Below are 23,380 nucleotides of genomic sequence, written 5' to 3' on the forward strand. Positions count from 1 at the left end.
CTGAATTCAAGATTCGACGTCGAATCCGCTTCTTGAATAGCTTCGTTATGGAAAGACGACTTTTTGAACAACCTCTTATATTAAATTTTCCTCCCTCCTCTTCTCGGTATTGGGTACTTTCAGTGCATGCTTGTACTGATTTGCCTCTTGTCCGCATAACGTGTACAAGAACAGACGGATAATGGAGGGATGGAGTATGCTGGTAGCCTCTGCCCATGCCGGGCAGGTTGTAACGATTCTGATCATGGCGGTAGCGCTAGGAATGGATGCGTTATCGCTGGGCGTAGGGATCGGCATGAAGGGGATACGCCTGCGAGACGTGCTGCGCATCAGCACTGTTATTGGCTTTTTTCACATTCTGATGCCATTGCTGGGAATTTTCACAGGCCATTATATGAGTTCTTTATTAGGTCATGTGACGACCTACTTCGCAGGGGGGCTACTCATCCTTTTAGGCGGGCATATGGTGTATAATTCCTTCAAAGGGGACGGCGTACAGGTATTGGATCATCGTTCGCCTTTAGGTCTTTTGCTGTTTGCACTTGGGGTGAGCGTGGATTCATTTTCTGTAGGAGTGTCACTGGGGATGTTCCAGAGTGATCTGGTGCTGTCTGTTCTGGCATTTGGTTTTTGCGGGGGAGCAATGGCGATGTTGGGCCTGCTGCTGGGTCGCAAGGTCAGCCGCAATCTAGGAGATTACGGGGAAGCAGTGGGCGGTGCCATTTTGCTGGCATTCGGCTTTATGTTTATGTTTTGATTTTAGCGCAGACAGTGTAAAATAAGTGCAGGGTTAAAGTAAGGGATTAGGATTATAGTAATCCTCTGTTTATATATTTTTTAACATACGGGGGGTGAAAACGTTGAAGAATATCTTATTTGTATGCACTGGGAATACCTGTCGTAGTCCAATGGCTGAAGGGATGCTGCGTAAGTTGGCTGCTGAGCATGGACTAGAACTGGAAGTGCGTTCTGCGGGAGTGGCAGCGATGGAAGGCACGCCGATATCCCGACATGCAGAGGCGGTTCTACGTGATCACGATATATCCGATCAGATCACTTCAACCCCTTTGAGCGACGGGCTTGCCGGGTGGGCACATCTGATCTTAACCTTGACGCAAGGACATAAACAGCACGTAATTCAGCGCTTTCCCCAAACGGCGGGCAAAGTATTTACGCTTAAGGAATATGTGGAGAACCGGGATGCGGTGTTGAATGATGTACAGGAGTTGGACGGTTTATATGCTTCACAGCAGTTGATGGCTTCACTTGGACAAGAGCTATCGGCGCAGGAGCGTGAACGAATGATTGAATTACACCAACGGATTCCGGGCTTTGATATTTCAGATCCGTTTGGCGGTTCACGAGAAGACTACGATGTCACAGCTGCGGAAATCCGCACGGCGCTGCATAAGCTGCTGGACAAGCTAAAGGCCTCTTCCGAATAAAATCGCTCTTACTCATCTATTTTGTACGGAATCTGTTGATTTTCGACGGTTAATCCGTTAAGATAAGGTGGAAAAATGAGAATCCGATGTAACTGGCGACAAAAGTGGGATTAACCACGATGGAGCATCGGATATACGGCCGGTCGCCTGGGCAAAAGAGCAATTCCACATAGGTGTGGACTGCTCTTTTTTCATATACAAGTTATGCCAGATGTTTAGCTGAGGGTTGATTCCTTCAAAGGTTCTTCCATTTTTTCTGCTCGAAATCTGAAACATCGGCTATAATATAGTGAGATTGTGATCAGGAGAGAGTGTGTTGAACTTGGGGCATGAGACCGTGCCTAGTCTCTGAGAGGCTGTTCAACCAAAGGAGGTTCCAATGGTGGGACAATTGGATCATGAGATTTCGCTAGAAGCACAGACCACTTCTGTTGTGCGGGAAATCGCAGAAGCAGCCAGTCTCAGGGCTGGTCGCCTGCTGGTTATCGGCGTTAGCACAAGTGAAGTGGCTGGAAGTCGAATTGGCACGGCGGGAGCGCTCGATGTGGCTCAACAACTGTTATCTGGAGTAGAGTCCGTTCGCAGGCAGTATGGCTTTGATGTAGCGTTTCAATGCTGTGAGCATTTGAACCGAGCGTTGGTCGTTGAACGGGCTGTACTGGAGCGACTGGGACTGATGGAGGTTGCGGCTGTTCCTGTTCGTACAGCAGGAGGCTCTATGGCTACCGTCGCCTATCGTTCTATGAGCGACGCGTGTTTGGCGGCGAACGTGCAGGCTCATGCCGGGATAGACATCGGCGAAACGCTGATTGGCATGCATCTGCGACCGATTGCTGTTCCGTTTCGCCCAAGCCTTCGCTGGATTGGCGAAGCACGTGTGACAGCGGCGTTCACCCGTCCTCCACTTATTGGCGGACAACGGGCGGTGTACAGTCTGGAGCAAGAAGTCGGCGGAAACTGCGATTAGCATTTGGCATGGCGGCATGTTTGTACTAATCGTTTTTGCAATGATGATGAGGTACCCAACAGAGGAGCAGGCGTTAGCTTGTATACCCAACAATTGACTATGGAGAGGGAGTAATCAATCATGATGGAACACCTGCGTAAAAGTGACCCAGCAGTGATGGAAGCAATGGGACTTGAACTGAAACGACAACGCCACAATATCGAGCTAATCGCATCCGAGAACATTGTCAGTGAAGCAGTAATGGAAGCCATGGGCTCCGTGCTGACGAATAAATATGCTGAAGGTTACCCAAACAAACGCTACTATGGTGGCTGTGAGCATGTAGATATCGTTGAAGACATCGCACGTGACCGAGCAAAAGAACTGTTCGGCGCTGAGCATGCTAACGTGCAGCCTCACTCTGGAGCACAAGCCAACATGGCGGTGTATCTGGCAGCTCTCAAACCTGGAGATACTGTACTGGGTATGAATCTGGCGCATGGTGGCCATTTAACACACGGAAGTCCGGTTAACGCTTCCGGCTTGTTGTATAACTTTGCTGCCTATGGTGTGCGCGAAGACAACTTCCGCATCGACTACGATGAAGTGCGCAAGGCAGCCTTCAAGCACCGCCCTCGTCTGATTGTAGCTGGCGCGAGTGCATATCCGCGTACTATTGATTTTGAAGCTTTTGCTTCCATTGCCAATGATGTAGGTGCTTTGTTCATGGTGGATATGGCACATATCGCAGGTCTTGTGGCAGCGGGAATTCACCCAAGTCCAGTTCCGCATGCCCAATTTGTAACAACAACGACACACAAAACGCTGCGTGGTCCGCGTGGGGGTCTGATTCTGACTCGCAAAGCATGGGCGCAAGCGATTGATAAAGCTATTTTCCCTGGTACTCAAGGGGGGCCACTGATGCATGTGATCGCGTCCAAAGCGGTTGCTTTGGGTGAAGCGCTCCAGCCATCGTTCAAAACCTATGCGCAAAATGTAGTCCGCAACGCACAGGTGCTGGCTGAAACACTGTTGGCTGAGGGGATTAACATTGTATCCGGTGGTACGGATAACCATCTGATGCTGTTGGATACGCGCAATTTGAATATCACAGGTAAAGAAGCGGAGCATGTATTGGATTCCGTGGGCATCACGGTCAATAAAAATGCGATTCCTTTTGATCCGACCAGTCCATTCGTAACAAGCGGGATTCGTATTGGTACACCTGCTGCAACATCTCGTGGGATGGATGAAGAGGCTATGGTCAAAATCGGTAAAATCATTGCTGAAACCCTTAAAAACCCGAAAGATGATACTGTATTGTCCAAAGCAAGCCAAGCGGTTGGCGAGTTAACAGATAAGTTCCCGATTTATTCAGGAACTCAATACTAATTCATCGACAATCATAATCTTTATATTATAGGCTGTTTTCCTTCCGTAAGCCGGAGGAGAACAGCCTTTTTTTGCTTCCAAACGACTCGAAACTTACATTTTTGGGTAATAAGCGATTACAGTAAAGGTTTATGTGCGCTTTCCTTTATATCTACGACAAAGGAGTGATTACATTGAGTCAAAGAAAATCCGCGCAATTATTGCAGCAGCTCGTATTTGTGGGACCGATGGCGTTGTTTTTCGTCTTGATTATGGTCATTCCGTTCCTGCTGGGGCTGTATTATTCCATGACGAACTGGGATGGAGTATCTGAAAATATCCGATGGCTCGGGCTAGGGAATTACGTTCATATATTTAGGGATGATCCAGATTTCCGTAATGCGTTCTGGTTTACAGTTCGGTTTACCGTATGTGGTGTCATTCTAACGAACCTGATTGGCTTTTTCCTAGCCTATGCACTTACCAAACCGTTGCGTACCCGTAATGCACTGCGAACTGTATTTTTTATGCCCAATATGATTGGCGGCTTGCTGCTCGGCTTCATCTGGCAATTTATATTTGTACGCGGCTTTTCTGCGGTAGGGGAGGCAACAGGGCTTTCCTTTTTTAAACTGCCGTGGCTGGGTGATGGGCCAACTGCTTTTTGGGGAACTGTCATTGTGTTTGTATGGCAATATGCAGGTTATCTCATGGTTATTTACATATCTTCGTTAAATAATGTCCCGTCTGCCCTGATTGAATCGGCTCAAATTGACGGCGCGGGCCGAAGACAGATTTTGCGTCATATTGTAGTGCCACTTATTATGCCAGCGGTGACCGTCTGCTTGTTCCTGGCGATATCCTGGTCCTTTAAAGTATTTGAATTGAATTTGGCTCTCACAAAGGGGGGACCTTTCAAGTCGACAGAGTCTGTAGCGTTGGACATATATAATGAAGCGTTTACAAATAATCGACTTGGATTGGGAACTGCCAAGGCTATGATTTTCTTCGTGGTCGTTGCGATCATTACCAGCATTCAGGTGCGTCTCACGAAGAAAAAGGAGGTCGAAATGTAATGGAAAAAACGTCAAACTACCGTTTGGGCACATGGGTTGCTGAAATATTGCTTATTGTGATCGGGTTAATTTTTCTGGTTCCATTCTATTTTTTGCTCGTAAACTCCATTAAATCCTTTGGTGACATTTTGGCCCATTCCGCTTCGTGGCCGACAACCTTCCGTTTTGAAAACTATGCTAACGCCTGGAATAAAATAAGCTTTCCCACAGCACTGGGGAATTCACTGATTGTCACGATCGTCAGTAATGCGCTTTTGCTGCTCATCAGCTCGATGGCCGCTTACCAGATGGTTCGGCATGACACTCCTTTTAATCGGTTTTTATTCGGTTTACTTGTGGCAGCAATGGTAGTTCCCTTTCAATCGATTATGTTGCCGCTTATGGAAGTGTCCAACGTATTGAGCTTAAACAACAGTATACCAGGACTGATCCTATGTTATCTGGGTTTTGGGGCGCCTTTATCCGTTTTTCTTTTTCATGGCTTTATTAAAACGGTACCTATTGAGATTGAGCAGGCGGCAAGGGTGGACGGTTCATCCCGGTACGGGGTGTTCTTTCGCATCGTTTGTCCACTCCTGCTGCCTATGTTCGTAACTGTGCTTATTTTGAATACCTTATGGATCTGGAATGACTATCTGTTGCCTTCGCTCATTTTGAATGATCCTGAGCTGCGCACCATTCCGATTGCAACCTATATGTTGTTTGGTCAGTACACCAAGCAATGGGACTTGGCGCTGCCAGCACTGGTGTTGGGGATCACACCAATTGTTGTGTTTTTTCTGGTGATGCAAAAATACATCGTTTCTGGCATTGCAGCCGGTGCGGTCAAGGGCTGAAGGGAGGGATATCCGATGAAAAAAACAGCGTTACTTGTCATCTCCTTGATGGTGCTGCTCGCATGTACACTTGCAGGTTGTGGAAATACGAAGGCTCAACAGAGTGAGACGAAAACGATACACATTTATCAATTCAAAGTAGAGATTTCGGAACCGCTAAATAAGCTGAAGGCAGAATATGAAAAAACGCACCCTGGCATCAAGTTGGATATCCAATCTGTCGGTGGTGGTACGGACTACGGTGCTTCGTTGAAGGCTAAATTCGCATCAGGCGATCAGCCGGACATTTTCACAAATGAGGGCTACCAGGACCGCGATACGTGGTTGGAGTACTTGGAGGATTTGTCGGATCAGCCATGGGTAAAGGATCTGGACGATTTCGCTCGTAAGCCGATGACGGTTAACGGTAAGATTTATGGACAGCCTATGAACCTAGAAGGATTTGGTTTTGTTTATAACAAGGATTTGTTCAAAAAAGCGGGCATAACCAAACTACCTCAGACGATAGATGAACTGGAGGAAGCAGCCAAGCGACTGAAAACGGCAGGGATTATACCTTTTGCTAACGGGTATGCGGAATGGTGGGTTCTGGGGAACCATTTTATCAATATCCCGTTTGCCAGACAGCCGAACCCGGAAAGTTATGTTAAGGATTTAAACAAAGGAACGGCTCGTATCCCCGGTAACCCGGTGTTTGATCAGTGGGTGAAGTTACTTGACCTGACTATAAAATATGGGAACCGCAATCCGCTCACGACGGATTACAATACACAAGTGACGCTGTTTTCGACAGGTAAGGCTGCTATGATGCACCAGGGGAACTGGACGCAACCGCAAATAGATGGAATTAATCCTAACTTGAATTTGGGTATTCTGCCTGCGCCTATAGACAATGATCCCTCCACAGGAGGTAGACTCGCTGTGGGAGTGGCTTCGAACTGGGTGGTCAACAAAAATTCGCCTGTGAAGCAGGAGGCAAAAGAATTCCTCAATTGGTTGGTCACATCAGAAACAGGCAAGCATTATATCACCAAGGAATTTAAGTTTGTTCCCGCCTTCAAAAGTATTACGTCCAGCGACGAGACGACAGGCGATCTAGGTGCAGAAATATCTCGGCATGTGAGGGAAGGCAAGATATGGAGTTGGAACTTCCAACGCTTTCCGAAGGGGCTGAATCAGGATTTAAGCAGCAGTATGCAAGCCTATATTGCAGGGGTTATCACAAAGGATGAAATGCTTCAACAATTTCAGGGGGCATGGGACAATTTGAAGTATAGATAAAAGAATACCTCTGCATGAGGAGGCAAAGGCTATAGCTCGGGCAGGAAGTATAAAGCCTTCAGGCTTTGGCGGTCAAGGGCCGTCAGAGCCTTTTTGTTGTGTTTTTATGTGACGAAAGTCACACGTAAAGCGGTCCTATTCATTATTTTACATGTCATATCTTTCCCTTGACAAAAGGTTACGGTGGCAGGTGTTAAATCAATCAAGGGAATGTTATAATAAACAGGATTTACAGGCACGCATTGCATCTGTGCTTATTTGGTTTGTACAAATAGGTTACATAGATCCTTTCGACTCAGGATAGTTCGATATGCTGGTGCGAAAGAACGTGACGATAATACCGGAGGGAATATATTATGGCGAAACTGGTGGTTTGTGATCACCCTTTGATCCAACACAAACTTACATTTATCCGCGATGTGCGGACCAACACCAAGGATTTCCGCGAGCTGGTGGATGAAGTAGCAACATTGATGGCTTATGAAATTACAAGGGATATCCCGCTGGAAAGCATTACGGTGCAGACACCGGTTGCTGAGACAGAAGGTAAAGTGATTTCCGGACGTATGCTGGGTCTTATTCCGATTCTGCGTGCAGGCTTGGGTATGCTGGATGGCGTAGTAAAACTGCTGCCTGCAGCAAAGGTGGGCCATGTGGGACTGTTCCGCGATCCTGAGACGCTGCAACCCGTAGAATACTATACGAAGCTGCCTACAGATGTAACTGAGCGCGAATTGATCGTGATTGATCCGATGCTTGCAACGGGTGGCTCTGCAATTGCGGCGATTGATGTGTTGAAAAAGAGAGGCTGCACTCAAATTAAAATGATGAATCTGATTGCTGCTCCTGAAGGAGTCAAAGCTGTGCAGGATGCACATCCTGATGTAGACATCTATGTCGCTGCACTGGACGAGCGTCTGGATGATCATGGATATATCATTCCGGGTCTTGGTGACGCGGGAGACCGCTTGTACGGAACCAAGTAGACTGCCTTTGGCAGTTCGGCAAAATCTATGGACGTTATACAGGTCCTTATTTTAAATAATGGAAGATCTGTGAAGCGGACATTTATTATGAAAAGGGGTTCAACAGAAAATGTCCAAAATCAAAGTGATGACAATTTTTGGTGTGCGTCCGGAAGCAATTAAGATGGCTCCTCTTATTTTGGAGCTTCAGCGTCACCCGGAGCATATCGAGTCCGTGGTATGCGTTACAGCTCAACATCGCCAGATGCTTGATCAGGTTCTGGAAGTTTTCAATATTCACCCTGATTATGATCTGGACGTAATGAAGGATCGCCAGACACTGAATGAAATCTCCATGCGGGTACTTCAAGGTCTGGAACCTGTATTGCGTGAGGCCAAGCCCGATATCGTGTTGGTTCACGGTGATACACTGACGACTTTCCTCGCCAGCTATGCAGCCTTTATGCAGCAGATTGAAGTAGGGCATGTGGAAGCGGGTTTGCGAACGTGGAACAAGCTTTCTCCATATCCTGAAGAAATGAACCGTCAGCTCACAGGCGTGCTGTCTGATCTGCATTTCTCGCCTACTTCTTTATCGGCTGGAAATTTGCGGAAGGAAAACAAGCCTGAATCGCGAATATATGTTACAGGCAATACAGTAACTGACGTATTTCAGTATACGGTTCGCCAGGATTACGAGCACCCTGTACTGGAGTGGGCTCAGGGCAAACGCCTGATTCTTATGACAGCACATCGCCGGGAATCCCAAGGGGAACCGCATCGTCAGATTTTTAATGCGGTTAAGCGAATTGCGGATGAGTTTGAGGATATCGCTATTGTTTATCCGGTTCATCCGAGTCCGGCTGTGAAGGAACCTGCATTTGAGATTTTAGGCAACCATCCGCGTATTAAGCTGATTGATCCGCTGGATGTCGTGGATCTGCACAATTTTTACCCACATACACATCTGATCCTTACGGATTCCGGTGGGCTTCAGGAAGAAGCGCCTTCGTTCGGAGTACCTGTTCTGGTGCTGCGTGATACGACTGAAAGACCGGAAGGAATTGAAGCGGGCACCTTGGAACTGGTGGGTACGAACGAAGAGAACGTGTACAATCGGACCAAGGCACTTTTGACAGATTCCGCGTTGTACGATTCTATGAGTCAGGCAGCGAATCCTTACGGCGATGGAAAAGCATCAGTAAGAATTGTCAATGCGATTTTGCACCATTATGGCGTTCAATCCGAACGTCCTGAAGAATTTCACACAATGTTCACAAAAGGTGTTCGTCCGATATAATTATTCTTTACAAGGCAAGCATACAGTTAAACTGTACGGTTACCAAGGGATACAGCAATTTAAGATGCTTTGTCGTTTGATTTTATACTTTAGGGCGCTAAAATATCTCAATTGACAAAGCATCTTATATTTAAGTAAAATGGACTGGAATTGCAGGGGTGACATGGAAAAGTGGTCAAACCTTCCAAGCAAAACAACAACCGAAATAACACCGGAAATGCCTTCAAGGCAATTGGATTGGTGAGCGCGATTGGCATTGATTTGGCGATATGCACACTGGGTGGTTTCTATGCCGGAAATTGGCTCGATGCCAAACTTGGTGGCTCCGGAATTTGGATTGGCGTAAGCGTTCTCGCAGGCTTGGTTGTAGGCGCATTAAGTATTGCCCTTGTGATCGGAAAGGTATTGAGGGATAACCATGAATGAGATGACCCGTATGCAAAAAATGTTATGGATCGTAGCGCTTGGTATTATGGCTCTGTGTTTCCTGGTCTCCGCCTTCATGCCCCAACATCGTGACATTGCTCACGGAATCATTCTGGGAACGGGAGTAAGCTGTCTAAATGTGCTGTATATGGCCTACAAAATTCGACAGGTTGCGAGTGCGGCCGCCGGTGAAAGAAAGAAGAGAGTGTATGGTATTGGCTTTGGCGTTCGATTAGGGACCTCAATTTTGGCAGTGGTGCTGGCGATAGAATTTCCGGCCTACTTCCATGAGATCGCTGTAATGGCAAGCCTGGTGACTGGGCAATTTCTTCTGTTAATTATAGGCATCATATTCGCGCTTCAGGAAAAATGATAGCTCAACTGAGAAAGGGGTGAGAAAACATGTTGCATGAATCACCGATTATCCAATTGGGCGGGTTTAACATTGACTTGTCCGTCATTATTATGCTTATTGTGACCTGCGCGATTGTATTTGGACTGGCATTTGCTGCAACGCGCAATTTGTCTGTGGACAATCCAAGCAAGCTGCAAAATTTTATGGAATGGGTCGTCGAATTCGTTCAAGGACTGATTACCAGCACAATGGATTTGAAAAAAGGGAAGCCATTCCTCTCTTTGGGGATGACGCTGATCATGTTCATCTTCGTGGGAAATATGCTGGGATTACCGTTCGGGATTGTGACCGAATTCGATAATGTGCAAAGTGCCCAAGTATTTGGACATGAAATCATTCCGGTCAAAGAAGCATTAGAACAAGCACAGGCGTCTCACCCGGGAGAAGCTGCCCATGTAGGCATCAGCTGGTGGAAATCACCTACCGCAGATGCAGGGGTATCCATTGGACTGGCTTTGATGATCTTTGTCCTGGTTCATTTCCTGGGGATTTTCCGTAATACCAAAGCTTACTTCAAGCATTACGTTCAGCCATTTCCATTCTTTTTGCCAATTAACTTGATTGAGCAGTTCTCAAAACTGTTGACACATGGTATGCGTCTATTCGGTAATATTTTTGCCGGCGAAGTTTTGATCAGTGTTCTGCTGAAAATGACAGCACTTGGTGTGGGAGGTATGGTTGCTTCCGTATTGGGACTCGTGGTCTGGCAAGGATTCAGTATTTTTGTCGGCAGTATCCAAGCGTTCGTCTTCACGATTCTGACGTTTGTATATATTTCACAGTCTATTGACACGCATGAAGAAGAGCATTAGACAAGCTCGTTTTCTGGTTTTAAGTTAAGTTCAGGAGTACGCTTCGCTCTTAACTGCAAATACATGTAACACACAAATACACATCACTAAGGAGGATTTTTTAAAATGGGAGTTTGGGCATATATCGCAGCTGCAATCGCAGTAGGTTTGGGCGCTTTGGGCGCTGGTATTGGTAACGGTCTGATCGTAAGTAAAACAGTTGAAGGTATCGCTCGTCAGCCTGAAGCAAAAGCAACGTTGCAAACGGTAATGTTTATCGGTGTAGGTCTGGTCGAAGCCCTGCCAATCATCGGGGTCGTTCTGGCATTCATTTTCTACGCAGGTGCTTAATTGAATGGAAGCAAGGTTTGGCGGGGAAGGCACAGCCATCCGCGCCTTCTTTGTTCGTTTGAACATGAAAGATCCAGAACCGACGTTCACCGGAAAGGAGTGACTTCAATTGAGTTTAAATTGGACAAGTATCGTTTTCACAATCATTGCATTTTTGATCTTGTACTGGTTACTGACGCGTTATGCATTCGGACCTCTCTTTTCCGTTATGGAGAAGCGGCGTCAGCTTGTATTACAGCAAATGAATGAAGCGGCACAGACGCGTGAACAGGCTGCTGCTTATGTTGAGGAGCAAAAGCAGGCTCTCCAGCAGGCACGTAAGGAAGCGTACGACATTATTGAGCAGTCAAAACAAACAGGTAACAAACAAGCGGAGCAAATTATTGTTCAGGCCAAGGACGAAGCTGTCCGCCTGAAAGACGAAGCTGTTCGTGAAATCACAAGCGAGCGTAATAAGGCGGTTGCCGAACTGCGCAGCGAAGTGGGTAAAGCTTCGGTACAAATTGCTTCCAAACTGATTCAAAAGGAAATCAAGGAAGACCAAGTCCAGGGAGAGCTTGTCGACCAATACCTTAAAGAGGTAGGAGGCAAAGCATGAGCCGGGATACGGTAGTAGCCAAACGGTATGCGAAAGCTTTGTTTGAAGTGGCAGAGCAGGAACAGACCATTATGGAAACCGAGCAGGAGCTACGTGCTTTTGTAGAGGCTGTATCGGGGGATGCTGAAATCCGTAAATTCATTAATTCTCCTAACATTACGGAAGCGGTCAAGCTTCAAGTTCTGGCTAACAGTTTTGAAGGCAAGTTGTCTGCCTCGCTAATTAACACGATCAAACTGTTGATTCAGCGTAGTAGAGCAGATTTGTTCGAATCTCTCCTTGCCGGATACCTCGATATTCAGGAATACAAGCTGGGACTTGCTCATGCAAAGGTGTATTCGACTTATGCTTTAAGTGATCAGGAAAAAACAGCGGTAGCCGAGGAATTCGGAGCCCGTGAACATAAAACAATCCGTGTGGAAAATATAGTGGACCCGAGTCTGCTGGGCGGATTAAAAGTGGTTATCGGCGATACATTGTACGACGGCAGTCTGGCCGGCAAGCTGGATCGTCTCGAGAAATCCTTTAACAGACGAGTATAGAAGATAGGGGTGAACACACTTGAGTATCAAACCTGAGGAAATCAGTTCATTGATTAAAAGTCAGATTGAACAATATAAAAATGATATCGAGGTCGTTGAAGTCGGCACTGTTGTTGAAGTCGGCGACGGTATTGCCCGCGTCTACGGACTGGAAAAAGTTATGGCCGGTGAATTGGTTGAATTCGACACTGGCGTATTGGGCTTGGCGCTCAACGTGGAAGAAAGCAATGTCGGTGTTGTTATTTTGGGTCAATTCTCCGACATTCGTGAAGGTGGTCAAGTAAAACGTACAGGCCAGATCATGCAGGTCCCTGTAGGGGAAGCAATGATTGGACGTGTAGTTAACCCATTGGGGCAACCAGTAGACGGTAAAGGACCGATTGCTACAACAGAATTCCGTCCGGTTGAAAGTCAGGCTCCAGGCGTTATGGCCCGTAAATCGGTACATGAGCCTATGCAGACGGGGATTAAAGCTATTGATGCGATGGTTCCAATTGGCCGTGGTCAACGTGAGTTGATCATCGGTGACCGTCAAACAGGTAAAACATCTATCGCAATCGATGCAATTTTGAACCAAAAAGGTAACGGCATGAAATGTATTTATGTCGCTATTGGTCAAAAACAATCCACGGTAGCTCAAGTTGTTGAAACATTGCGTCGTCACGGTGCGCTGGAATATACGATTGTCGTTACGGCATCAGCTTCCGAGCCATCACCATTGCTGTACATTGCTCCTTACTCTGGCTGCGCTATGGGTGAGTATTTCATGTACAAAGGTGAGCATGTCCTTGTTGTTTATGATGACTTGACTAAACAAGCGTCAGCTTACCGGGAATTGTCCCTGTTGCTGCGTCGTCCACCGGGCCGTGAAGCATATCCGGGTGACGTTTTCTATCTTCACTCTCGCTTGCTGGAACGTGCAGCGAAGCTGAATGATGAGTTGGGCGGCGGATCACTTACCGCATTGCCGTTCATCGAGACACAGGCTTCCGACGTTTCTGCATATATTCCAACCAATGTTATCTCCATCACAGATGGACAGATCTTCCTGGAAGCTGACTTGTTCTATGCAGGACAACGTCCGGCGATCAACGTAGGTATTTCCGTATCTCGTGTAGGTGGTTCAGCTCAGATTAAAGCGATGAAAAAGGTAGCAGGTTCCCTGCGTCTGGATCTTGCTCAATATCGTGAGCTTCAAGCGTTCTCCCAATTCGGGTCCGACTTGGATAAATCCACAAAAGCCCGTTTGGATCGCGGCGCACGCATGATGGAAATTCTGAAACAGGGTGTTAACCAACCGCTTGCTGTAGAGCAACAAGTAGTGAGCTTGTATACTGCTGTAAAAGGCTTCCTTGATGATATCCCTGTAGCGGATGTAAAACGTTTTGAAAAAGACTTCCTGTCTTTCATGGTGTCTGACCATCAGGACGTGCTTCAATCTATCCGCGACACGAAAGACTTGGTGGCTGATAACGAAACGGCTTTGAAGGCAGCTATCGAGAAATTCAAAAAATCATTCGCCACGTCGGTATAATACATTGGAATTTGCCTGTTTATGATGAAAGATGTTCTAAGGAAGCGTGCCCTCCGGGTTTTGGCTTCCTTGGCATGTTTTACCCTCAATAACAGGCCCTCTAACATATGCCCGGCTGGATTTGAATCTTACGAAGTTAGCTTTGGCTTTGCCAAAGCTTGAAGGTGGTGAAATCATGGCAAAAGGTATGCGCGAGATTAAACGTCAGATTAAAAGTGTGCAGAGTACGAAGCAGATCACGAAAGCGATGGAAATGGTCGCTGCATCCAAGCTGAGAAAAGCTCAGGAGAAAGCGGAGTCGGCTCGTCCTTACTCGGAAAAGCTTAAGGAAGTTGTGAGTAGCATTGCTTCTGGAGCGAATAACATCAAGCATCCAATGCTGGAAACGCGTCCGGTTAAAAAGACTGCTTATCTCATCATTACATCTGATCGTGGTCTGGCTGGTGGTTATAACGCCAATATTTTACGACAGGTTACGCAGACGATTTCTGAACGTCACCGTTCACAGGATGAATTTGTGATTTTCATCATTGGGCGAAAAGGACGGGATTATTTTAGACGTCGTGAATTTCCTATCGCTGAATCAGTAACAGATCTGTCGGATACACCTGCTTTTGCAGATATCAAAACGATTGCAAGCAAGGCTGTACAAGGCTTTGAACTTAAAGAATTTGATGAGCTTTATCTATGCTATAACCGCTTTGTCAACGCATTGACTCAAATTCCAACAGTTGACCGTCTGTTACCAATGGCGACACCGGATTCAGCTACAGCTTCATCCTCAATTAACTATGAGTATGAGCCTTCACCAGAAGGAGTGCTGGAAGTATTGCTGCCACGTTACGCGGAAACGCTCATTTACGGCGCTTTGCTGGATGGTAAAGCTAGTGAACTGGGAGCGAAGATGACGGCAATGGGATCTGCTACGAAGAATGCTTCCAAGTTAATTGGTGAGCTTTCCTTGACCTATAACCGTGCTCGTCAAGCGGCTATTACCCAGGAAATTACGGAAATCGTTGCAGGAGCAAGTGCTCAGTCTTAATCAGGCTTATAGCGACTGTTTTATAGCAGAGTCTACACTATTATGATAAATTGCGGGCGCAAAACAAATCAGAGTGGTTCGGATTTGCGGCTGTGCAAGCTTGTAGGAGGGAAACCAAAAGATGAACAAAGGACGCGTAGTGAGCATCATGGGTCCGGTTGTCGACGTTGAGTTTGAACGTGGACAACTTCCGGAAATCCTGAATGCCATTCATATTGGGACTGTGCTGGAGAGCGGAGTCAAAATTGACCTGACGCTCGAAGCTTCAAAACATCTAGGTGACAACCGTGTGCGTTGTATTGCCATGTCTTCCACAGATGGTTTGGTTCGTGGAGCTGAAGCCATAGATCTGGGAGCACCTATTTCAGTACCTGTCGGCGAAGCAACTCTTGGACGCGTATTTAACGTACTTGGAACGCCAATTGATAATGGTGCTGATATGAGTGAAACGGCTAGAAACCCAATTCACCGTCAAGCTCCTTCTTTCGATGAGCTGACAACTCAAGCAGAGATGCTCGAAACCGGTATTAAAGTTATCGACTTGCTGGCTCCTTATGCCAAAGGTGGTAAAGTCGGATTGTTTGGTGGTGCTGGTGTAGGTAAAACCGTAACCATTCAAGAATTGATTAACAATATCGCTCAGGAGCATGGTGGTATTTCTGTATTTGCGGGTGTAGGTGAACGCACACGTGAAGGAAATGACTTGTACCATGAAATGAGAGATTCCGGCGTTATCAACAAAACAGCGATGGTGTTCGGACAAATGAACGAGCCTCCGGGTGCACGTTTGCGTGTAGCTCTCACAGGTCTGACGATGGCGGAATACTTCCGTGACCAAGAAGGCCGTGACGTGTTGCTCTTTATTGATAACATTTTCCGCTTTACCCAAGCGGGTTCTGAGGTTTCTGCCCTGTTGGGACGTATGCCTTCAGCAGTAGGTTACCAGCCTACGCTGGCTACTGAGATGGGTCAATTGCAAGAACGGATTACTTCTACTAAAAAAGGTTCCGTTACTTCCATTCAGGCGATCTACGTGCCTGCGGATGACTACACTGACCCTGCTCCTGCTACAACGTTTGCCCATTTGGATGCTACAACGAATCTGGAACGTAAAATTTCCGAAATGGGTATTTACCCGGCGGTTGATCCACTTGCATCAAGCTCCCGGATTTTGGCTCCAGACGTTGTGGGTGAAGAGCATTACAATGTAGCGCAAGGGGTAAAACAAATTTTGGCCCGCTACAATGAGCTTCAGGATATCATTGCCATCCTGGGTATGGATGAGCTGAGTGAAGAAGATAAAATGTTGGTAGCACGTGCACGTAAAATCCAGCGTTTCCTTTCTCAACCTTTCCACGTTGCCGAAACATTTAACGGCTTCCCGGGTAAATATGTGCCGGTTAAAGAAACTGTACGAAGCTTCAAAGAAATTTTGGAAGGCAAGTATGACCACCTTCCAGAAGCGGCCTTCCTTTTTGTAGGAGCCATCGAAGAAGCAGTTGAAAAAGCTAAAACGCTGTAAACATACAGGCAAAGATTAGCCGAGCCTTACGAAGTGAGCTGTCTGCGGACAGCTTCCAGGAGGGATTCAAGTGAGCACGTATTTACTAGAGATTGTGACGCCGGAGCGCCTGGTCTATACAGAACAGGTAAACAGCATCAGTGTTCGCGGCTCGGAAGGCGATCTTGGGATTTTGCCCGGACACCTTCCCTTGGTCACTCCCTTGAAGATTGCACCGATACGCATTAAAATCGGTGGTCAAACTGAAGTGATCGCGGTCAATGGGGGCTTTCTTGAAGTCCGCAAGGATAAAGTGGTCATTTTGGCTGAGAGTGCGGAACGTTCCGAAGAAATTGATGTGGAGCGTGCCCGTGCGGCAAGGGAGCGGGCAGAACTGCGGCTCCAGAGCAAGCAGGAACAGATAGATCATCATCGGGCGGAAGTAGCTCTGCAACGGGCGCTTAACCGTCTAAATGCTACAAGCATCAGAACCAATAAGAATTAATATTGGAGTTTAAGTGGAATTTTAAAAGGGTTCGGCATAGTATACGGATGGAACGACAAGGAGACCAATTCATAACTTCTGCCAGAAAATGTCCGGTAGAGGGTGAGGAGGAACCTTGCTTCCTTCGATCACTGTGATCGGACTCTTTTTTAGCTGTTATTACCAAATGTACAGTCCTATTTCTTGCCTGGCTGCTAGGTATTTAGTACCTTTTAAATTCACGAAACAGAAGTGATTAATCACATTTTGTCGAAATAAATGTCCTAAAAACAGAAATAGCACTGGCATATTAGGCGTTCGCCGAGTATTATAAAGAAGTCTGTGACGCAGATGGGGGGAATTAAGGTTGAACGGGAAACAGCAATTGGCAGAACAGCTAAGTCAATCGGCGAGTATGACCGCGCTGATCTCTATGATCGTATCGCTCATTTGTATAGCATTAGCTTGGTGGGCTTTACAGAGCTTAAAGCTGGATTTGTTAATCCGACAACCGAAAGGACCGCAGGGCAGATTGCTGCACTTGTTTCTTGCTATTATTTTGGGACAGTTGGTTTCGGGGTTCCTGTTGAGCTACATCTCTTGGAGCCAGATGCTCTAGAATTTGTTTTAACATGAAGTAGGCGGGTTATATGACCTTATGACTGTGTCTCTGCGGGAATTGTCGAATAACATCGCGTCATATTGTTAACAATGGTAAACAAAAGAACCATGCATGTATAGCTGGCTGAATCAGTTAGAGTACAATGGTCGTCAAGTACAAAAAAACGCTTGTATACTTGTTTTAATCAGTGGTATGATGGCAGTTAGGGTATTAGTAAAATCTTGTTTTTTTATGTAATGAAAAAGCAAGGCATGAAAATAGCGGAATATGTTCTTTTTTTCCAGAATGGAAAAGAGAAATGACGCGCGGAGGGAACCATAGATGAGCAAATTTATCGTCCGCGGTGGCAACAGATTGACCGGGAGTGTCAAAGTCAGCGGAGCCAAAAACTCAGTTCTGCCGATCATCGCCGCTTCTCTGCTAGGAGAAGAAGGAGAAAGTGTTATTATTGATGCACCTCCTCTAGACGATGTGATGACCATTAACAAAGTGCTGGAGTCCTTAGGAGCAGGCGTTACATACCAAGATGAGGTCATTCGTGTTGACGCGCGGAAGATAATTTCCTGTGAAGCCCCTTACGAGTGGGTTAGGAAAATGCGCGCTTCATTCTTGGTTATGGGACCGCTGCTTACACGTTTGGGACGCACAAGAATCTCGCTTCCAGGCGGATGCGCAATCGGAACGCGACCCATTGATCAGCATTTGAAGGGTTTTGAGGCATTGGGCGCGGAAATTAGCCTGGGCCAAGGTTTTATTGAAGCTAAAAGTAACGGGCGTCTGCGTGGAGCTAAAGTTTATTTGGATGTAGCCAGCGTAGGGGCAACCGAGAATATTATGATGGCCGCTACTCTTGCTGAGGGCGTAACTACCATCGAGAATGCCGCTAAGGAACCCGAGATTGTTGATCTCGCAAATTTCCTGAATGGAATGGGTGCCAAAGTACGTGGTGCGGGCACGGGCGTTATTCGTATTGAAGGCGTTGAGAAGCTGCATGGTGTAAAACATACCGTCATTCCCGACCGGGTAGAAGCAGGTACTTATATGGTTGCTGCTGCGATCACAGGCGGGAACGTATATGTAGAAGGCGCAATATCCGATCATTTGGGTCCGGTTATTTCCAAGATGGAAGAAATGGGTGTAACCATTCAACCTGATGAGAACGGAATTCGTGTCATTGCAGATAAGCCGTTAAAAGCCGTTGATGTTAAAACGTTGCCTTATCCAGGTTTTCCCACCGATATGCAGTCACAGATGATGGCACTTCAGCTTGCCGCTGAAGGAACGAGCATTATTACGGAAACCGTGTTTGAAAATCGTTTCATGCATGTGGATGAATTTCATCTCATGAATGCGGAGATTAAGGTCGAAGGCCGTTCTGCCATTGTAACGGGTAATGCTAAGCTGACAGGTGCGAAAGTAACCTCTACAGATTTGCGTGCAGGTGCTGCGTTAATTCTGACCGGACTCATTGCAGAAGGTACAACGGAAGTATCTGGTGTACATCACATCGATCGTGGTTACGTTCATTTGGCTGAGAAGCTGACCGGATTGGGAGCGGACATTTACAGAGTGACCGTGGAAGAGTCCAAACTGGATCATTCACCCAGTACAGAGCGCGTAATGCCGGAAGAGGCGTCTGGGAATCTGTTTAAGAAGATTCAGCCTTCCCTCGCCTAAGCTTTAACGCATGTAGCTTCATGTTGCATACGTATATTCTTAAACAACGAAGAACCAAGTCCGAGAGGACTTGGTTCTTTTTATTGTTTATAGCCAGTCTTTTTCATTCTTTCAGTTCTCTTAAAATGGTTCTATCAAAGTGGACGACTTCATATGATTGAAAATATCTGCTGGAGTATATCTATACTTCCAGCCGGACACTTAGCCCTTTGATGGAGGTTCAGCCTATGAAAGATTCGCAGGTTCGCATCCGTATACCCATTCATCATCCTAAGGAACATCGCCAGGCTTCACTTGCGGAGGAAGACACTGGCTCTATAGCTACCTTGTTACAGAAAAATAAGCTTATGCAACAGCAGCCGGACGCAAGAGGTACATTGCCGACTGGCGTCAAGCCCAATCGGCGTACAACAGCCGTGTCTTCCGCTGCGAACTCCGTTGATACGGCTCTGCCTATCGCTGGTGTAGCGGCCCATGACACACGCGTTGCAAGCCCGCTGCCGCACCTGCGTCCTTCCGCCGGGCGTGCCCCACGCTGGGGCAGCCGCCGCCCATGGCTGCCATTCGCCGCCATGGCAGGGGTGCTGGTGCTTGCCATGGCTGTGCCCGCGCTAATGGCGTGGCCTCGCCAGACGGCGCAGCCGGTGCCGCCAAGCAGCCGCACGGCAGCACCGGCTGCGCCTAGCGTGACGGCAAAGGGTGAGGCGCCCGTCACGCGCTTACCGGGCGTCCCGCCGATGCCAGCGGTGCCCGCTGCTCCAACGCGCAGCGTACCGGCGGCAGAGCCGGACGTGCGTGTGTATGTCACGTCCACCGGTCGCACGGAGACGTTACCGCTGGAGCAATACATTGTCGGCGTAGTAGCCGCCGAAATGCCGCCCAGCTTCGAGGGGGAGGCACTGAAAGCGCAGGCCATTGCCGCGCGTACCTTCATTGCCCGGCGCTTGCTGGCTGATGACACTAGCGGTGCCCCTGCGGGAGCAGATGTGACGGATACTGTTAAACATCAGGCTTATATCTCCAAAGCTAAACTTACTAGAGAATGGGGGCATTCTGGTAAATCCGCAGAGCTGGCTAAAATTCAGCAGGCCGTACGAGACACCAAGGATACGATCATGGTATATGAAGGCAAGCCCATTACGGCATCTTTTTTTTCTACTAGCAATGGCTACACCGAAAATTCAGAGGATGTGTGGGCGAAGGCAGTGCCCTATTTACGAAGCGTATCAAGTCCATGGGACAAGCAGTTGGCCCCGCGTTATACAGAAACCGTCACACTGAGTCGTCAAAGCGTGTTCGATAGATTGGGGTTAAGTCGTACTGCAATTGCCGCCTCTACTGGAGGAGGAAGTATGCCAGAAATTCGTATACTCTCCAAGACAGAAGGACATCGCATCAAGAAGATTGAAGTTGGTGGCTCAATCTTTACAGGACCGGAGATCCGTAACAAACTGGGGTTGCGTTCGGCTGAGTTTACGTGGAAGGCTGAAGGGGACCGGATTGCTATAACAACCTATGGTTATGGTCATGGTGTTGGTATGAGTCAGTGGGGAGCCAATGGAATGGCCAAAGAAGGTCATACTGCCACTCAAATACTCCTTCACTATTATACTGGCATTTCTTTTGCGCAAGCCTCTCGTATTCTAAGTTAGTAAATATTTCGAAACTTTGAAGTATAAAAGAGTTGCACCCGGTAACACTGGTTACTGAGGTGATGAGCAAATGAATGAACAAAATAAAAACCAGAACCAAAACCATGAAGAAACACCCAAAACCTTTCAGGGTGGAAGAGCTTCACGGCCGTCTTCGTGGAAAAAGCTGTTGTCCAAAAGGTGGGCATACCCGGCAGCCTACATTGCCGCAGCAGCCATTATACTAACTTTAGTGTGGGTCTATCAGGATGCCAGCCAGAAGTCTTTCAAACCTGACCCAGCTAGTCCATCGGTACAAAGCACAAGTGCAGTGAATACCGATGTTAACGGACAACAGCCAGAAAGCGTGGAAGTCGTTGCCCAGTCGGAAAATATCGCATGGCCAGTGGCAGATGCTGGCGCAGTACAGGTCGTAAAGCCGTTCTTTGATGAGAACGCGACCGCTGATGAGCAGGCGGCAGCTATGGTAGAGTACGATAAAACATTTACCGCTAACACTGGGATTGATCTTTCCCGGACTGACGATCAGGCGTTTGAAGTAAGAGCCGCCCTGAGTGGCAAAGTATCTCGTGTGGAACAACATCCGCTGGTAGGTAATGTCGTAGAAATTACGCATGATAATAATCTCAAAACGGTGTACCAAAGCTTGAGTGATCTGAAAGTAAAAGAAGGCGATCAAGTGAAACAAAACGATGTGATTGCTTCAGCGGGTCGTAACGAGCTTGAAAAGGATTTGAAAACACATTTGCATTTTGAAGTGTATCAGGATGACAAGCCTGTGAATCCAGCAGGTCTGCTTCCTAAAAAATAAATCTGGTCATGGCTTTGCATGCAAAGCGGGGAATCCATATTCCCTGCTTTTTCTTGTGTAGTTTTTGTGCATAAGGTAAACATAAGCTGCTTTTGCCAAATAAATAGGCCTTCCGAAGCATGTCTTCCCGCCAAACCGCGAATATATAGGCACGCTCCTCATATAATGTACCAAACTATCCACAGTAGGGAGGCGGGAGCGTGCACGATTACATCAAGGAACGGACCATCAAAATCGGTCGCTGTATCGTGGAAACAAGGAATACGGTCCGTACGATTGCCAAGGAATTTGGTGTCTCCAAGAGCACGGTGCATAAAGATCTGACCGAACGGCTGCCTGAAATCAACCCGGATCTTGCCGATCAGGTGAAGCACATTCTTGAATACCATAAATCCATCCGCCATCTGCGGGGGGGAGAAGCCACGAAAATTAAGTACAAAAAAACGAGTGGCAAACGAAGGGAGATTCTCGTTTCCGGCAAGTCCTAAAAATATATAGTGAATTGGCTGGCAAAGCCATTGAATCAACCCCCTGAAGTATGATATGTTAAAAGATGGTACAAGACGAAAAATGACATGTAACCGTAGGTTTATACATATATTTGCCGCTTCTTGTCGAATCTTAGCTTTTTAAAATATCACTTTGGGGGCCTTTTTAATATGTTCAGTAATGATATCGGTATCGACCTCGGTACGGCCAACGTGCTTATCCACGTCAAAGGGAAGGGGGTTGTTCTTGACGAACCTTCCGTTGTCGCGATAGAAAGCGATACAAAAAGAGTCCTGGCTGTCGGAGAGGAAGCGCGCCGTATGGTGGGACGTACTCCTGGTAATATCATAGCCATCCGTCCATTACGTGATGGTGTCATCGCCGATTTTGAAGTAACAGAAGCGATGTTAAAATATTTTATCAATCGGGTGGGGGGAAAAAGCTGGTACAGCCACCCTCGTATTCTAATTTGTGCGCCAACGAACATTACCTCAGTGGAGCAAAAAGCGATTCGTGAAGCGGCGGAACGTAGCGGGGCCAAGGAAGTATTTTTGGAGGAAGAGCCAAAAGCGGCTGCCATCGGAGCAGGAATGGATATTTTTGAGCCTAGCGGCAACATGGTAGTGGATATTGGTGGCGGAACGACTGACGTTGCAGTCCTCTCTATGGGGGATGTCGTAACAGCTTCTTCCATTAAAATGGCAGGGGACAAATTTGATACAGCCATCATGAAATATGTAAAAACGAAGTACAAGCTTCTGATCGGAGAGCGTACGGCTGAAGATATCAAGATTGCTATCGGAACTGTGCATCCGAGTGGACGTCGCGCAGAGATGGACATCCGTGGACGGGATATGGTATCCGGATTGCCCAAAACGTTAAGTATTTCTGCAGATGAAGTGCAGGATGCGCTCCGAGATCCTGTGTCGGCGATTGTTGCTGCGGCCAAGTTTGTATTGGAGCAGACCCCACCGGAACTGTCAGCTGATATTATTGACCGTGGTGTTATTTTGACTGGTGGCGGTGCCTTGCTTAGCGGATTGGACGAGCTACTTGCTGAAGAACTGCGCGTTCCCGTACTGGTTGCCGAAGATCCGATGCATTGTGTTGTTAAAGGTACAGGAATTATGCTGGATAATTTGGATCATGTGGTTAAGAAAAAGTTCTAATCTGCCGATAGTGACTATAAGAGACTCGTGTGCGGTCAGGCAGGTTGCCTAGCATT

The 23,380-nt window shown here is 47.2% G+C and carries 25 protein-coding genes and 1 riboswitch; all 25 genes read left to right on the forward strand.

What is annotated here, in order from left to right:
- Positions 1 to 196 precede the first annotated feature (196 nt).
- The 25 genes from G9G53_RS06095 to mreB all read left to right on the forward strand — a co-directional run bounded on the left by G9G53_RS06095 (position 197) and on the right by mreB (position 23,324).
- Complete coding sequence (locus G9G53_RS06095; RefSeq protein ID WP_165146163.1) at positions 197 to 757, forward strand: manganese efflux pump MntP; 561 nt, start codon at positions 197 to 199, stop codon at positions 755 to 757.
- A 103-nt stretch (positions 758 to 860) separates the two neighbouring features.
- Positions 861 to 1,445 carry a low molecular weight protein arginine phosphatase gene (locus tag G9G53_RS06100; protein WP_029518516.1) on the forward strand — a complete coding sequence of 195 codons (585 nt, stop codon included), beginning with the start codon at positions 861 to 863 and terminating at the stop codon, positions 1,443 to 1,445.
- A gap of 78 nt (positions 1,446 to 1,523) precedes the next feature.
- Positions 1,524 to 1,605: riboswitch (ZMP/ZTP riboswitch) on the forward strand.
- 219 nt (positions 1,606 to 1,824) lie between these two features.
- Positions 1,825 to 2,412 (forward strand): TIGR01440 family protein, encoded by a 588-nt coding sequence (locus G9G53_RS06105; protein WP_029518515.1) that lies wholly within the window; start codon positions 1,825 to 1,827, stop codon positions 2,410 to 2,412.
- 120 nt (positions 2,413 to 2,532) lie between these two features.
- Positions 2,533 to 3,783, forward strand: a complete 1,251-nt coding sequence (locus G9G53_RS06110) for a serine hydroxymethyltransferase (protein ID WP_165146166.1) — start codon at positions 2,533 to 2,535, stop codon at positions 3,781 to 3,783.
- A 173-nt stretch (positions 3,784 to 3,956) separates the two neighbouring features.
- On the forward strand, positions 3,957 to 4,838 hold the full coding sequence (locus tag G9G53_RS06115) for a carbohydrate ABC transporter permease (RefSeq protein WP_029518514.1): 882 nt from the start codon (positions 3,957 to 3,959) through the stop codon (positions 4,836 to 4,838).
- Positions 4,838 to 5,674 (forward strand): carbohydrate ABC transporter permease, encoded by an 837-nt coding sequence (locus G9G53_RS06120; RefSeq protein WP_029518513.1) that lies wholly within the window; start codon positions 4,838 to 4,840, stop codon positions 5,672 to 5,674. The genes G9G53_RS06115 and G9G53_RS06120 overlap by 1 nt, the downstream gene beginning before the upstream one ends.
- A gap of 15 nt (positions 5,675 to 5,689) precedes the next feature.
- The gene (locus tag G9G53_RS06125) at positions 5,690 to 6,955 is read left to right on the forward strand and encodes an ABC transporter substrate-binding protein (protein ID WP_165146169.1); all 1,266 of its coding nucleotides are present in this window, start codon (positions 5,690 to 5,692) and stop codon (positions 6,953 to 6,955) included.
- 356 nt (positions 6,956 to 7,311) lie between these two features.
- Complete coding sequence (upp, locus tag G9G53_RS06130) at positions 7,312 to 7,941, forward strand: uracil phosphoribosyltransferase (RefSeq protein ID WP_013312332.1); 630 nt, start codon at positions 7,312 to 7,314, stop codon at positions 7,939 to 7,941.
- Between the two features lie 109 nt (positions 7,942 to 8,050).
- Entirely contained in the window at positions 8,051 to 9,220 is a 1,170-nt protein-coding gene (gene wecB, locus G9G53_RS06135) for a non-hydrolyzing UDP-N-acetylglucosamine 2-epimerase (RefSeq protein WP_029518511.1), read from the forward strand.
- A gap of 171 nt (positions 9,221 to 9,391) precedes the next feature.
- Positions 9,392 to 9,646, forward strand: a complete 255-nt coding sequence (locus G9G53_RS06140) for an AtpZ/AtpI family protein (protein WP_029518510.1) — start codon at positions 9,392 to 9,394, stop codon at positions 9,644 to 9,646.
- Positions 9,639 to 10,019, forward strand: a complete 381-nt coding sequence (locus tag G9G53_RS06145) for an ATP synthase subunit I (RefSeq protein ID WP_165146172.1) — start codon at positions 9,639 to 9,641, stop codon at positions 10,017 to 10,019. The genes G9G53_RS06140 and G9G53_RS06145 overlap by 8 nt, the downstream gene beginning before the upstream one ends.
- Positions 10,020 to 10,048: 29 nt before the next feature.
- Positions 10,049 to 10,873: a F0F1 ATP synthase subunit A gene (atpB, locus tag G9G53_RS06150; RefSeq protein WP_069290543.1), complete on the forward strand. Its 825-nt coding sequence runs from the start codon at positions 10,049 to 10,051 to the stop codon at positions 10,871 to 10,873.
- Between the two features lie 105 nt (positions 10,874 to 10,978).
- On the forward strand, positions 10,979 to 11,203 hold the full coding sequence (atpE, locus tag G9G53_RS06155; RefSeq protein ID WP_007432750.1) for a F0F1 ATP synthase subunit C: 225 nt from the start codon (positions 10,979 to 10,981) through the stop codon (positions 11,201 to 11,203).
- 109 nt (positions 11,204 to 11,312) lie between these two features.
- Positions 11,313 to 11,801 carry a F0F1 ATP synthase subunit B gene (gene atpF, locus G9G53_RS06160; protein WP_023990709.1) on the forward strand — a complete coding sequence of 163 codons (489 nt, stop codon included), beginning with the start codon at positions 11,313 to 11,315 and terminating at the stop codon, positions 11,799 to 11,801.
- Positions 11,798 to 12,343: a F0F1 ATP synthase subunit delta gene (locus G9G53_RS06165; RefSeq protein WP_029518507.1), complete on the forward strand. Its 546-nt coding sequence runs from the start codon at positions 11,798 to 11,800 to the stop codon at positions 12,341 to 12,343. Before atpF ends, G9G53_RS06165 begins: the two co-directional genes overlap by 4 nt.
- Positions 12,344 to 12,362: 19 nt before the next feature.
- Entirely contained in the window at positions 12,363 to 13,877 is a 1,515-nt protein-coding gene (gene atpA, locus G9G53_RS06170) for a F0F1 ATP synthase subunit alpha (protein ID WP_029518506.1), read from the forward strand.
- Between the two features lie 175 nt (positions 13,878 to 14,052).
- Entirely contained in the window at positions 14,053 to 14,919 is an 867-nt protein-coding gene (gene atpG / locus G9G53_RS06175) for an ATP synthase F1 subunit gamma (protein ID WP_023990707.1), read from the forward strand.
- 121 nt (positions 14,920 to 15,040) lie between these two features.
- Entirely contained in the window at positions 15,041 to 16,441 is a 1,401-nt protein-coding gene (gene atpD, locus G9G53_RS06180; protein WP_029518505.1) for a F0F1 ATP synthase subunit beta, read from the forward strand.
- 70 nt (positions 16,442 to 16,511) lie between these two features.
- Positions 16,512 to 16,925 (forward strand): F0F1 ATP synthase subunit epsilon, encoded by a 414-nt coding sequence (locus tag G9G53_RS06185; RefSeq protein WP_013312322.1) that lies wholly within the window; start codon positions 16,512 to 16,514, stop codon positions 16,923 to 16,925.
- A gap of 346 nt (positions 16,926 to 17,271) precedes the next feature.
- On the forward strand, positions 17,272 to 17,523 hold the full coding sequence (locus G9G53_RS06190) for a DUF1146 family protein (RefSeq protein WP_013373430.1): 252 nt from the start codon (positions 17,272 to 17,274) through the stop codon (positions 17,521 to 17,523).
- A gap of 324 nt (positions 17,524 to 17,847) precedes the next feature.
- The gene (murA, locus tag G9G53_RS06195) at positions 17,848 to 19,203 is read left to right on the forward strand and encodes a UDP-N-acetylglucosamine 1-carboxyvinyltransferase (protein ID WP_029518503.1); all 1,356 of its coding nucleotides are present in this window, start codon (positions 17,848 to 17,850) and stop codon (positions 19,201 to 19,203) included.
- 227 nt (positions 19,204 to 19,430) lie between these two features.
- Complete coding sequence (gene spoIID / locus G9G53_RS06200; protein ID WP_165146175.1) at positions 19,431 to 20,855, forward strand: stage II sporulation protein D; 1,425 nt, start codon at positions 19,431 to 19,433, stop codon at positions 20,853 to 20,855.
- Between the two features lie 70 nt (positions 20,856 to 20,925).
- Positions 20,926 to 21,666 (forward strand): M23 family metallopeptidase, encoded by a 741-nt coding sequence (locus G9G53_RS06205; RefSeq protein WP_029514614.1) that lies wholly within the window; start codon positions 20,926 to 20,928, stop codon positions 21,664 to 21,666.
- Positions 21,667 to 21,866: 200 nt separating this feature from the next.
- Complete coding sequence (gene spoIIID, locus G9G53_RS06210; protein ID WP_007432737.1) at positions 21,867 to 22,154, forward strand: sporulation transcriptional regulator SpoIIID; 288 nt, start codon at positions 21,867 to 21,869, stop codon at positions 22,152 to 22,154.
- Positions 22,155 to 22,325: 171 nt separating this feature from the next.
- A complete protein-coding gene (mreB, locus tag G9G53_RS06215) occupies positions 22,326 to 23,324 on the forward strand; it encodes a rod shape-determining protein (RefSeq protein WP_023990703.1) in 999 nt (332 codons plus the stop codon).
- Positions 23,325 to 23,380: the final 56 nt, after the last annotated feature.

This window comes from Paenibacillus sp. EKM206P (assembly GCF_011066155.1).
Taxonomy (GTDB): Bacteria; Bacillota; Bacilli; order Paenibacillales; family Paenibacillaceae; genus Paenibacillus; species Paenibacillus polymyxa_D.